This window comes from Nocardia brasiliensis NBRC 14402 (genome assembly GCF_000308475.2).
GTDB classification, from domain to species: Bacteria; Actinomycetota; Actinomycetes; order Mycobacteriales; family Mycobacteriaceae; genus Nocardia; species Nocardia brasiliensis.
Map to the genome: position 1 here is coordinate 1 of NZ_BAFT02000101.1, position 12,467 is coordinate 12,467.

General features: G+C 61.9%; 9 protein-coding genes and 2 pseudogenes. 8 read left to right on the forward strand and 3 right to left on the reverse strand.

Annotated elements, in window-relative coordinates; genetic code table 11:
* The 8 genes and pseudogenes from TY25_RS42135 to TY25_RS44880 all read left to right on the forward strand — a co-directional run.
* Window positions 1–378, forward strand: a 378-nt coding sequence (locus TY25_RS42135) for a 4Fe-4S dicluster domain-containing protein (RefSeq protein ID WP_236639167.1), incomplete at its 5' end; no start/stop codon positions are given.
* Window positions 379–461: 83 nt separating this feature from the next.
* Window positions 462–1,502 (forward strand): polyprenyl synthetase family protein, encoded by a 1,041-nt coding sequence (locus TY25_RS34045; RefSeq protein WP_042263335.1) that lies wholly within the window; start codon window positions 462–464, stop codon window positions 1,500–1,502.
* A gap of 1 nt (window position 1,503) precedes the next feature.
* Window positions 1,504–2,478: a 4-hydroxy-3-methylbut-2-enyl diphosphate reductase gene (gene ispH / locus TY25_RS34050; protein ID WP_042263336.1), complete on the forward strand. Its 975-nt coding sequence runs from the start codon at window positions 1,504–1,506 to the stop codon at window positions 2,476–2,478.
* Entirely contained in the window at window positions 2,475–4,286 is a 1,812-nt protein-coding gene (locus tag TY25_RS34055) for a 1-deoxy-D-xylulose-5-phosphate synthase (RefSeq protein ID WP_042263337.1), read from the forward strand. The genes ispH and TY25_RS34055 overlap by 4 nt, the downstream gene beginning before the upstream one ends.
* An 89-nt stretch (window positions 4,287–4,375) precedes the next feature.
* Window positions 4,376–5,424, forward strand: a pseudogene (gene ispG, locus TY25_RS34060) (flavodoxin-dependent (E)-4-hydroxy-3-methylbut-2-enyl-diphosphate synthase).
* A 775-nt stretch (window positions 5,425–6,199) separates the two neighbouring features.
* Complete coding sequence (locus tag TY25_RS34065; RefSeq protein ID WP_042263338.1) at window positions 6,200–7,234, forward strand: polyprenyl synthetase family protein; 1,035 nt, start codon at window positions 6,200–6,202, stop codon at window positions 7,232–7,234.
* A gap of 97 nt (window positions 7,235–7,331) precedes the next feature.
* Window positions 7,332–8,222 carry a UbiA family prenyltransferase gene (locus tag TY25_RS42140; RefSeq protein WP_081869280.1) on the forward strand — a complete coding sequence of 297 codons (891 nt, stop codon included), beginning with the start codon at window positions 7,332–7,334 and terminating at the stop codon, window positions 8,220–8,222.
* 166 nt (window positions 8,223–8,388) lie between these two features.
* Window positions 8,389–9,609 carry a carotenoid 1,2-hydratase family protein gene (locus TY25_RS44880; protein ID WP_500797172.1) on the forward strand — a complete coding sequence of 407 codons (1,221 nt, stop codon included), beginning with the start codon at window positions 8,389–8,391 and terminating at the stop codon, window positions 9,607–9,609.
* Here TY25_RS44880 and TY25_RS34070 read toward each other — a convergent pair.
* The 3 genes and pseudogenes from TY25_RS34070 to TY25_RS44565 form a co-directional block, all read right to left on the reverse strand.
* Window positions 9,504–10,113 (reverse strand): annotated as a pseudogene (locus TY25_RS34070) (transposase); the annotation flags it as partial. The gene TY25_RS44880 and the pseudogene TY25_RS34070 sit on opposite strands and share 106 nt — an antisense overlap.
* Before the next feature lie 72 nt (window positions 10,114–10,185).
* Window positions 10,186–11,523, reverse strand: a complete 1,338-nt coding sequence (locus TY25_RS34075; RefSeq protein WP_042263339.1) for a cytochrome P450 — start codon at window positions 11,521–11,523, stop codon at window positions 10,186–10,188.
* A gap of 422 nt (window positions 11,524–11,945) precedes the next feature.
* The coding region (locus TY25_RS44565) for a flavodoxin-dependent (E)-4-hydroxy-3-methylbut-2-enyl-diphosphate synthase (RefSeq protein WP_115347067.1) at window positions 11,946–12,467 on the reverse strand (522 nt) is incomplete at its 5' end.

Sequence of the window (12,467 nt, forward strand, 5' to 3'; positions counted from 1 at the left end):
AGGTTGGTCCCGTCGCTCACGGTGATCACTCAGGCGTGTTGCAGCGATGGTAGCTGTATCGTCGAGTGCCCTGTGGACTGTATCCGCCCACGACCGGAAGACGTCGATCCGGACAGCTGCATCAACTGCGGCGCTTGCGTTTCGGACTGCCCGATGGATGCGATCCAGCCTGACGACGAGTTGGAAGGCCGACAGCGAGGTTTCCTCGATCTGAACGCTGCCTACCTCGAGCAGCACCCGTTGCTCAGCGACCTGTCGAGCATCGTGCCCACCGCCGCGGCGTTCGCCGCAAGACCTTCCGGGCCGCCGCGGATCGAATTCACCACCGCCGCTGCCTTGGCTGAAATCGCTGCGCGAGAACGCGAAGTTCACGTTTGAGAACGCCATAGCTCGCGTTCAGGGCGGACTCACCGACATCGGGCCATCGCTGCGCGAGCGTATACCTCGAAGGACTGATCGATATGACGCTCACCATTCCCGCGCCACCTGCCCGATCCGCCGCGGAAGTCCTCGAAGAAGCACGGACGATCTTCGAGCCGGCCTACCGCGATGCCGTCGCCTCGCTGCCCGCCGAGATCGCGATGGTCGGTGGCTATCATATCGGCTGGTGGGACGCCCAGGGCGCACCAACACAGTTGAGAGGCAAGGCGATCCGTCCCGCGCTGGTATTGACGACAGCAGCGGCGATGGGCGATAACCGCACCGGAGACGCCCGCGAGCGTGCGCTCACCGCGGCAGTGGCGGTGGAGATGGTGCACGATTTCTCGCTGCTGCACGACGACATCATGGACGGTGACCGAATACGAAGGCACCGTTCGACGGCATGGTCGCAGTTCGGGGTGCCGGCAGCCATCCTGACCGGTGATCTGTTCTTGATCGCAGCGACGGGGCTACTCGTCGCCCAGGACGGTAATGCCTCGCGGATCCTCACTCGAGGATTGCGGGCGCTGTGTGAAGGTCAGTCCGAGGACCTCGCCTTCGAGAAGCGGGTCTCGGTTTCACTGCCTGAGTGCCTGCACATGGTCGAAGCAAAGACCGCCGCCTTGCTGAGCGCTGCCTGCGAGTTGGGTGCTTGGGCCGCGCGCGCGAACACCGAACGCACCGCCCTGATGCGCCAGTTCGGGCTCGAGCTCGGGCTCGCGTTCCAGCTCGTCGATGACCTACTGGGGATCTGGGGAGACCCACACAGCACCGGCAAACCGGTCTTCTCCGACTTGGCCCGACACAAGAAGACACTGCCGGTGGTCGCCGCGCTGAACTCGGGTACTGCGGCCGGCGCCGAGCTGGCCCGCCGCTACCGCGGTACCGACACCGTCGCAGAAGCCGAGCTGGAGGACCTGGCTCGCCTCATCGACGCCGCCGGCGCTCGGCAGTGGGCCGAACGCACCGCACAGGAGCATGTGAGGACCGCACGACGGCTGCTCGCACACACCGAACCGCAGCCCGCCGCAGCCGAGGACCTGCAGAGGCTGGCTGACCTCATCACGCGACGGGAGCGGTGACATGGCCGGCACCCGAGAACTGACGTTGGCCGCGCCGCGCTCGCTGTGCGCCGGAGTGGAACGAGCGATCGACACAGTCGAATCCCTACTGGCCGAACAAGGGCCGCCGATCTACGTGCGCAAGCAGATCGTGCACAACGTCCACGTCGTCGCTGATCTGCAAGCGCGTGGGGTGGTCTTCGTCGATGACCTCGACATGGTCCCAGAGGGCGCGCTGGTGGTGTTCTCCGCGCACGGGGTCTCACCCCAGGTCCGTCAGCAGGCGACCGCGCGCGGTCTGCGGGTAGTCGATGCGACCTGTCCACTGGTGACAAAAGTGCATTCCGAAGCCAAACGTTTTGCTGCACAGGGCAAGACGATCATCTTGATCGGCCACGCCGGTCACGAGGAAGTCGAAGGCACCCTGGGCGAAGCGCCGCACAACATGGTGCTGGTCCAGACCGCGGACGAGGCCGCGACGGTGGCGGTGCCGGACCCGACGCGCGTGGTGTACCTGACCCAGACCACCCTCTCGGTCGAGGAGACAGCCGGCATCATCGCGGTGTTGCGGGAGCGTTTCCCCGACGCCGTCGGTCCCGGCTCCAGTGACATCTGCTACGCCACCACCAACCGGCAAGCCGCAGTTCAGGCTGTCGCCGAACAGTCCGATGTCGTCTTGGTGGTGGGATCGGCCAACTCCTCGAACTCCGTGCGGATGGTCGAGCTCGCACAGCGAACCGGCACACCCGCACACCTCATCGAGGACGCCGACCACATCGACCCTCGCTGGCTGACCGGTGCGCGCCGGGTCGGCGTTTCCGCCGGCGCCTCCGCCCCGGCGCGCTTGGTCGAGGACGTCGTGTCTCGACTGTCCGAACTCGGACCCGTGGTGGTCAGAGAACACACCCTGACCACCGAAACCACCCGATTCGCGCTGCCCGCCCAGGCCCGGACGCGTCGACCCCCGGGGATCGACGGTAAAGGAGTGCGATCATGAGCGGCATCGACGCGTGGCCGCTGCTCGCCGCCGCGGCCAGCCCACGCCGATTGCGAGCCATACCGGCGCGGGACATTCCTGAACTGTGTTCGCAGATCAGGGATTTCCTCATCGAGCACGTCTGCGCCACCGGAGGTCACCTGGGGGTGAATCTCGGTGTCGTCGAACTGAGTGTCGCCCTGCACCGGGTGTTCGACTCCCCACGTGAGCCGATCGTCTTCGACGTGGGGCACCAGAGCTATGTGCACAAGATTCTCACCGGCCGCGCCGAACAGTTCACCAGCCTGCGCCAGCGCGAGGGACTGTCCGGCTATCCCAATCGTGGCGAGTCAGAGCACGATTGGGTCGAGAACTCCCACGCGTCCACCGCGCTGTCCTACGCCGACGGTCTCGCCAACGCCTATCGACGCGACCCGGACAGTCGTGGTCGCACCGTGGTCGCCGTGATCGGCGACGGCGCGTTGACCGGCGGGCTGGCCTGGGAAGGCTGTAACAACCTCGCCGCCCGGCCGGACCGGCCGATCGTGGTGGTACTCAACGACAACGGACGGTCCTACGACTCGACCGTCGGCGGGATCGCCAGACATCTCACACTCCTGCGCCGCGGCGAAGACAACGGTTCCCTGTTCGAACAGCTCGGACTGGACTACCTCGGGCCAGTCGACGGCCACGACGTCGCTGCAGTCGAGCATGCTCTGCGGTGCGCCCGCGACCGCGCCCGGACCGTTGTCGTGCACGTGATCACCGAGAAAGGGCGTGGCTACGAGCCCGCGGAGAACGATGCGGCCGACCGGATGCACGCCATCGGCGTGCTCGACCGCCATACGGGCCGGCCGGTCACGGCGGCGGGGACGTCGTGGACCTCGATCTTCGGTGCGGAACTCCTCGCCCTCGCCGCCGCCCGACCCGACATCGTGTGTGTTACCGCGGCGATGCTGCAGCCGGTCGGCCTGCGTGAGTTCGCCCGCCTATATCCGGATCGGATCTTCGATGTCGGGATCGCCGAACAACACGCCGCCTGCTCCGCGGCGGGCTTGGCCATGGGCGGCCTGCACCCGATCGTCGCGATCTACTCGACTTTCTTCAGCCGCGCCTTCGACCAAGTCCTCATGGACGTTGCCCTGCATCAGTTGCCGGTGACCTTCGTGCTCGATCGCGCTGGGATCACCGGCCCCGATGGACCTTCTCATCACGGCATGTGGGACACCGGACTGCTGTCGCTGGTTCCGGGACTCCGCACCGCGGCTCCCCGCGATCCCACTCGTCTGCGTGAACTGCTGCGCGAAGCCGTCGCACAGCCGGGCCCGACCGCGCTGCGCATTCCGAAAGCCACAGCAGGCAAGGATATTCCGGCACTGTCACGAATGGACGGACTCGACATCCTGCACCGTAGCTCCGGTCAGCTGCTGCAGGTACTACTCATCTGCGCGGGTGTCGTCGCATCGCAGTGCCTGCAGGCCGCTACCCAGCTGGAAGAACAAGGCTATGGCGTGACCGTGATCGACCCTCGCTGGGTCGACCCCATCCCCGCCGCATTGACCCATATGGCCGCCCGCCACGACCTCGCCGTCACGGTCGAAGACGGCTCGATCTCCGGCGGCATCGGCACCAACCTGCTCCAAGCAGCGGCGCGAGCCGGCATCACGACACCGATTCGAAGCCGCGGTCTCGAACGCCGATTCCTTCTGCCCGGCGGCCGCACCGAACTGCTCGCCGAGAGCGGGATCTCCGCGCCGGGAATCTGCGACCTCGTGACCCGCACACTGCCACCCGCGCGAACTTGCGAACCCATCAGGAGCCCTCGATGAGCATCACCGATCTCCCGCACCCAACACGCATCGAATCTTGCGCCAGCACACCGTCTTCACCACGAGCCCGCCGTCGCTCCAGACAGCTGATGGTGGGTTCGGTCCCGGTCGGTGGCGGTGCCCCGGTGTCGGTGCAGTCGATGTGCAACACCAACACCGCCGACATCGACGCCACACTGCAGCAGATCGCCGAACTCACCGCCGCTGGATGCGAAATCGTCCGCGTCGCAGTCCCTTCCCGCGACGACGCCCGGGCACTGCCCGCGATCGTGGCCAAATCCCCGATCCCGGTCATCGCCGACATCCACTTCCAACCCCGCTACGTCTATGAAGCCATCGACGCCGGGTGCGCCGCGGTCCGTGTCAATCCCGGCAACATCAAGAAGTTCGACGACCAGATCGCCGAGATCGCGCGCCGCGCCGCTGCGGCCGCCGTCCCGATCCGCATCGGCGTCAACGCCGGATCACTCGATCCCCGCCTACTCGCCAAACACGGCGGAGTCACCGCGCAAGCCTTGGTCGAATCCGCGCTGTGGGAGTGCTCGCTGTTCGAAGAACACGGCTTCACCGATATCAAGATCAGCGTCAAACACCACGACCCCATGATCATGACCGCCGCCTACCGCGAACTCGCCGCCCGCTGCGACTACCCCCTCCACCTCGGTGTCACCGAAGCCGGACCACTCATGCAAGGCACCATCAAATCCGCCGTCGCCTTCGCCATCCTGCTCAACGAAGGCATCGGCGACACCATCCGCGTCTCACTCTCAGCACCGCCGGCCGAAGAAGTCAAAGTCGGCATCAGCATCCTCGAATCCCTCGATCTGCGCGAACGCAAACTAGAAATCGTCTCCTGCCCAGGCTGCGGACGACTGCAAGTCGACCTCTACACCCTCACCGCCCAAGTCGAAGCCGCCTTCGCCGACTTCCCCACCCGATCCGCGTCGCCGTCATGGGCTGCATCGTCAACGGCCCCGGCGAAGCCAAAGCCGCCGACATCGGCGTCTCCAGCGGCCACGGCAAAGGCCAGATCTTCGTCCACGGCGAAGTCGTGAAAACAGTGCCCGAAAGCCAGATCGTGGCCACGCTCGTCGAAGAGGCACTTCACCTCGCGGAACGTGAGGTTGTCGACTCATGAGCAGTTTCTCTGCGCCGAAATCACAGAAACACTGCAGTACGATCTCCCGCCTGGGCACGCAAGGCGCGCGCTTTCCGATCGTGGGTTACATTCTGGGAGTATTGATTTGGACACTCGCCTGGGAGCTGATTTCGTGTTTCTAGGGATGGGAACCTTCCTGGCGATCAGCGTCCAGGACTTCCGCGACATCGCCGGCGATCGAGCGGCAGGACGACGCACCATGCCCATCGTCTGGGGCCAGAGGCGTGCACGTTTTAAGCACCCGGCAACTTGCACGGGTTCCGCCATCATCTATGCACTCAACTGATGCTCTGATCGGATCAGACTCGCTATCGCTAGAATGTCGATGGGTCGGTCAGGCGTTCTGCATCACAATGGCGTGACCGCAAGGGCCCAACCTATTCCTCGGCAAATATCAGGTTACACAAGACCTTAGGTTCATTATCGCATTCACGATTGAATAATCATCCCCTCCAGGGGTATACTCAGACCGTAACCGCCATTCAGAAGGTGGATCTCGGCTCTGCATCTCACGCTGAGATATGCCGCCCTACCGTGCACGTAACGAATTGCGCGGACGGAAACGCCACGATGGGATTCCCGTCCATATCGAAAGCTTTCGACGCCCTACCAATCTACCTACAGCCGTATTCGAATGCAAGCGGGATGTTGAGTGGCTGATCTTGAACGATAGTGGTCGAATTCGCTGGATCGAACCCAGCCTATCATCAAAATGAGCATGATCAGAATTGGCAGATTGATATGAGTTGCGGCTATGACAGTCTCTGAATTTCAGGACGACCGGCGAATCGTCGAGGCGCTTCTCGTCAACGCGCGCACGATGATCGATCCGGTGCTGCACGCTGCGGTCGAGTCCATGCGTGAGCCACTGGGCCACATGGCTGGCTATCATTTCGGTTGGTGGGACGCCTCCGGCGCGAAGACGGCAGCGGTCGAAGGCAAAGCGCTGCGGCCCGCCTTGACGCTGGCCTGCGCGGCCGCGTACGGCGCAGATCCGACGGTCGCGGCCGAGGCAGCAGCTGCCGTAGAACTGCTGCACAATTCCTCTCTGGTATATGACGACATCATGGATGCAGACCCGGTCCGACGAGGACGGGCGGCAGTTTGGCGGGTATGGGGAATACCGAACGCGATCTTGCTCGGGGACGGGTTGCATGCGGTAGCGGTTGGCATTCTAGCCGGCGGGGTCCTCGAATCGGTGGTCGCTGAGGCGATCACCAGGCTGACCACCGCCAGTCTGGCCTCGTGCCGCGGCCAATACTATGACTGCGATTTCGAGACTCGCAGTTCAGTCGGCGTCGATGAATACCTCTCCATGGCGGCGGAAAAAACGGGCGCGCTCACGGCGTGCGCGTGCGCGCTCGGTGCCCTGTGCGCGGGAGCAGACGGACTGATGGTCGCACGAATGAACACCCTCGGCCGCGAACTCGGGATCGCCTTCCAACTGGCCGATGACGTGCTAGGGATTTACGGTGACGCTCACGTCACCGGTAAACCCGTAGGTTCGGATCTGGCCCGACGTAAAAAATCCTACCCCGTCATTGCTGCACTGGAGCTAGGAGCTCTCTCCTCCATGCATAAATCGGCAAACATTGACCGACTCGGTGAACCGCTCGCGGCGGACGATATCGCGACCACGACGCAATACCTCAAAGACGCCGGCGTGATGGAACAGACACTGCGCTTGGCCAGCGATCGCGTACGCGAGGCAATGAGTGTCTTGCCACCGCAGCTACATACTGGAGCCCTGGAAGCGTTGGCGGATTTCGCAATCCATCGGAACAGGTGAATGGTATGCGGTGCATTCAGCAACGTAGTTTCAAGTAGCTGAATGTAGATACCCATGGAACCCGTATGCGTCCCTGATCATCGGGAAGGAAGGGCATATGGCACAGAATGTTTCTCCCGCGCAGCGAGGGCTTGCGGCAGAAATCAAGTTGTCCAGTCGACTCGTCATCGACAATGCAGTAGCGGCATTCGTGCCGGGACCACTTTTCACGGCAGCTGCCTGTGCGCACTACATGGTGCGTGATACCACGTTGATCGCACTGATAGCGGTCAGTGCAGTTGTTTTCTTCCTGTACCACTACGTTTTCGATACCTCGAATCAGGCCACTGCCGGGCCGGAGGATGATGCAAACAAACCTTATCGGCCGATACCCGCCGGCCTGGCGACCCCGCAAGGTTTGATGCGCCGATTCTGGGTTGCTATGGCGTTGTATACAGCACTGGGCGCAGTCAGCGGTATCCTCATATGGGTTCTGCTTTGGCAGGTCACGGTTATCGGACTCAACCTTTTCGCACGACCCCGCGACTACCTCTGGACCAAACCGATCGCCATGTGCATTGGTACTTTCGCCCAACTAGCAGCCGCTTGGCAGCTGGTAGGACCGATCGATAGCACCGGGTGGTGGTGGATACTCACCCTGACCATTGCGTTCAACCTTCCATTAAGGTTCGAAGACGTCCGCGATATGGAAGGGGATCGACGTGCCGGCCGCAAGACTCTTCCTTTACTCATTGGGCACTGGCCAGTGCGTATCTGGTTTACCATTATTATGTCTCTCATCCCGCTAGCCCTTCATCGGCTGCTGTTCGCTCCCAGTCCTGCCGGGCCCGGCCTCGTGATGATCTGCGACATCGCAGTGGCGGCCGTCGCATGGACAGCAGCGACGCTGGCCGTGTCTGTCCGCAACAGCAAAGTCGACCGAATCAGCTACCTGCTGCACAACACCACCTACGTCGCGGCAATCGGTTGCGGCGCGGTGCTGCTGTGACCGCCGGATTTGCTGCGAGAAAGACCCGTTTCGACTTGCTGCCAACCAATCGCAATCAATCGGCGCTGGCAACGGAATCCACGAAACTACGCCGCGCGACTGATCAGCGATTCCGCACCGAAGCCATTGGTCCGCCACGCAACCCATCTTCCAGAGAGGAGATACTATGAATCGTATAAGGGCGGCACGTTTAGCGGATGAACCGCGCGACTACCAAGCACTAGGTTTATCCCAGGGCACTGTCGAGGCGTGGGAGGATGCATTCCGGACTGCAGAAGGTGGCCCCGGTACATATGAATGGTGGTACTTCGACGCTCACCTCAATGATGGATCGATCTTGGTTATCATCTTCTACACCAAAGGGTTTAACGAATCACGCGCGAAACTGAGACCGAAGGTATCCTTTCGGTGGGATCGCCCCGACGGCACACGACTAAAGCACAGCATCGCTACTTCTGCGCAGGAATTCTACGCCGATGTAGATAATTGCGATGTCTGCATAGGTCCTGCAAAGATGTCAGCGGCGGTGGACGAGTACCGTCTCACCATTCACGATGGCGACTTCCGGGCAGTCATCACTCTTGCACGCGACACTCCATCATGGCGGCCGGCCACAGGCCATTGGCTATTCGACGAAGATCACCAAAAAAAGTTCGCGTGGCTGCTCGCAGTACCTTGCGGCCGGGTGACAGCGAGCCTCGACATCGGCGGAAAAGTAGAATACCTACAGGGTGTCGGCTACCACGATCACAACTGGGGCACAGTCGCGATGTCGCATCTACTCGATCATTGGTGGTGGGCTCATACCACGATAGGCGACCGTACTGTCGTGGTGTACGATCTGATCACCGCCCGCAAATACGGACACATACAGCTGTCAACAGTATTGATCATGGACGGCACAAACGTTATCGACGACGAAACCATAGAATCAACGCTCTCGCTCTACCCCCAGAACAGCGGCGCTTCAGCTATACCCGATAATTTCACCATCAGCTACCACCAGGGCCCCGCGAGGGCGCGGGTAACGTTCCACCGCCGGCGAGTCATCCTGCATCGCCGGCTGATCGACCAACTCACCGGAGCACGGCGGCTACTGGCGAAATTGATAGCATCACAAGGCGCCTACTGGCGGTTCACCGGCACCGCCGAGATGTTATCCGACGACTCTAGCGGGTCACCGATACCGGTCTACGCTGCTTCAGCGCCCTGCACATGGGAACTCGTAGACTTCAACGGCGTATGTGACCCGAAGCCGCTTGACCGGTCGGTCGGGGTGATCCGGCCTTCGAAGGTGATGGCGAAGGCGTTGAGGGCCGGTTTCCACCGCATCATCCGTCGTGCCCGGCCACGACCTGTCGGGTCGAGGGATCGGGTCACCAGATAAAGGCATCTCAACGCGGACTGCTCGGTCGGGAAGTGCCCGCGAGCCCGTATCGCGCGCCGGTAGCGAGCGTTGAGCGACTCGATCGCGTTGGTGAAGCACACGATTCGACGGATCTCGACGTCGTAGTCGAGGAAGGGTACGAACTCGGTCCACGAGTTCTGCCACAACCGCACGATCGCGGGATATCGACCGCCCCATTTGGTGACGACCTCGCCGAAACGTTCCCGGGCGGCGGCTTCCGTCGCTGCGGTGTAGATCGGTTTCAGGTCCTTGCCCAGCTCGCCCCAGCGCTGACGTCCGGCATAGCGGAAACTGTTGCGCAGCAGATGGATCACACACGTCTGCACGATCGTGAGTGCCCAGACGGTATTGATTGCCTCGGGCAGGCCTTCGAGTCCGTCGCCCGGCCCACAACCCGAGGATGTCGCGTTCACCGGCGGTTGTGACCCCGATGGCCACATAGATCGGCCGGTTGGCGACATGCCCGTCGCGGATCTTCACCATCCCATCGCGTCGAGGCCAAGTTTATTCCTGCCCCTCCGTGGATTCGCAGTAACAAGCAACGGCGTTCGACACTCACATCTTATGCCGTTCTTTGACATGCATATACAGCCGCCTGGGCTGTAACGCTGGGCTCAAGGCCGCACGGACGTCGGTGCCTGCCACCGAAGTCAACGACCATCGGTTGGCGATCGTAGCCAGTGCGAGCGTAGCTTCGGTGACAGCGAAGGTATCGGCGATGCATTTGCGGGCCCCAGCTCCGAAAGGAATCATGGCGTTCCGTGGCGGCGGGGCATTTTTCTCGGCGTCCCATCGGTCCGGATCGAAGCTGTCCGGGCAGGGGAAGAGCTCAGGTAAATGATGAATGAGATACGCACTGTAGATAATCGTAGTTCCGGCCGACAAGTGGTAGATGCCGAGCTGTGTGTCCTCGGTTGCCACCCGGGTAAACAGCCATCCCGGCGGGTACATTCTCAGGACTTCTGTGATTATCCGGTTGGTGAGCGGCAGTTGTGGCAGGTCGTCGTGGCTGGCGGCCCGTCCATCCAGGATATTGTCGACCTCTGAGTGAAGGCGCTCGGCTACGGCCGGGTGCTGATCGAGCAGATAGAGCGCCCACGCGAGAGTATTGGATGTGGTCTCCGTGCCAGTGGCGAAGAAGGTTATGGCCTGATCGCAGATCTCAGTGTCGGAGAGAACGCTCCGACTGTCTTCGTCGGCGGCGTTGATCCACGCTGAGAGAAGGTCGCCACGATCAACACCGTCGCTCCGTTCCTGGGCGATGAGATTCTCGATCAACGATCGCGTCTCCATGTCCGCCCGGCGGTAGGCGTGGTTTCCCAATATCGGCCACCGTCGCAACCACCGCGGCATCAGCATTTGCCGCATCAGTGTTTTACCCGTGACGATAACGAGGTTGTGCACAAGTCGCTCAGAATCTTGTAGCGTCACCCGCTGGTTGAACAGAGTGTTAGTGGCGAGTTGTTGCGCTAGTGTGGCTAGTTGGACCTTCATATCGAGGACTTCGTCCTCACGCCAGCCTTTGGTCACGCAGTCGACGCTCTCACTCATCACAGCGGCGTATTCAGTGATACGGTTCGGATGAAACGCTGGCTGAACCAACCGTCGCAGTCTTCGATGCTTGTCGAACGGACAGATAACCAGTCCATCACCCGAATATTCTCGGGCGACGTCGAAGAACCCTCCACCCTTGTCGAAGATGCGATCGTGGGAAAGGACTTGCCGTGTCAATTGAGGATCGCAGACTACCACTGCCGAGGTAGACCCGAGGCCTATGCGGACGAGATCTCCATGCGAGGGTAGCGAGCGCATGAATCCTATAGGATCTCGTATCAGTGACATCACGTGGCCCAAGGCCGGGATTCGCCGCGGGGCCTCCGGAATAGGCTTCATGGATGCTGGCCCTTCAGCGGAGAGTTCGGGCTCACGTCCGCTGGAGGTTTTCTTCGAGGTATGTGCGCGGGGGACGATCGAGCCGGGCGCCTTGGAACTGCTCACCGTCACCTTCTTCGCTGGAAGGTTCATATCTACGTGCTCTCCTAACTGTGTAGCATTCCGGCTTGGGTAGTGCACTTTTTGATATGCGCTCGGTCAGATGAAGTTGACCGAATTTTCAGACCAATCGCCTGGTCGTGGAGGGCATGTTGGATCGGCTGCGGGGCGAGTGTCGTGGCGGGATCTGCCGACGGAAGGCGGGGTGCAGTGCGTCACGAGTGGTCGGCTGGCGCGCATCTGTGCCACCGCAACCGGATTCGCTCCGCGCTTTGTCCCACGTCGCCATCGTGGCTTGTCCAGCGACCGCTCGATGGCGTTGGTCAGGACCAGACGAAGGCTGGAGCGAGACATACAGCCGCCCATTGATAGCAGAAGATTAGATACGTCAATTGATCAGCTCTCTTGTTTCGGTTGAAAAAAGGCGTACGGAAATAATGAGACCGAGCGCAGCGATAACTGCATCCCAGAAAAGCAGGGCATGTAGCGTTACGCTCGGCGATGATGCCGCCATTGCGAAGTGGTCGACAACTGGGTACATCAGCAATCCGAGGGGCAACGCGACTCTGGTTCGCATGCCTCCAATAATGCGAGCACTCCCACAGCGCGGATTCGACCAAGGCTTGCGCGGTGACTCCGCCGTGTTTGGCGAGTAGGCGGGGATCGAGTGATCCGGCGTTGACGCCGATGCGGATCGGGACGGCGGCCGCAGCGGCGCGGCGCGCGATCTCGGCGATGACCGGGATCGGGGATTTGGCCACGATCGCGAACGACATCATGGACGGTGACCGAATACGAAGGCACCGTTCGACGGCATGGTCGCAGTTCGGAGTGCCGGCAGCCAT

Coding starts and splice junctions, on each gene's coding strand:
- TY25_RS34045 (WP_042263335.1), top strand. CDS start 462: ATGACGCTCACCATTCCCGCGCCACCTGCCCGATCCGCCGCGGAAGTC.
- ispH (WP_042263336.1), top strand. CDS start 1,504: ATGGCCGGCACCCGAGAACTGACGTTGGCCGCGCCGCGCTCGCTGTGC.
- TY25_RS34055 (WP_042263337.1), top strand. CDS start 2,475: ATGAGCGGCATCGACGCGTGGCCGCTGCTCGCCGCCGCGGCCAGCCCA.
- TY25_RS34065 (WP_042263338.1), top strand. CDS start 6,200: ATGACAGTCTCTGAATTTCAGGACGACCGGCGAATCGTCGAGGCGCTT.
- TY25_RS42140 (WP_081869280.1), top strand. CDS start 7,332: ATGGCACAGAATGTTTCTCCCGCGCAGCGAGGGCTTGCGGCAGAAATC.
- TY25_RS44880 (WP_500797172.1), top strand. CDS start 8,389: ATGAATCGTATAAGGGCGGCACGTTTAGCGGATGAACCGCGCGACTAC.
- TY25_RS34075 (WP_042263339.1), bottom strand. CDS start 11,523: ATGAAGCCTATTCCGGAGGCCCCGCGGCGAATCCCGGCCTTGGGCCAC.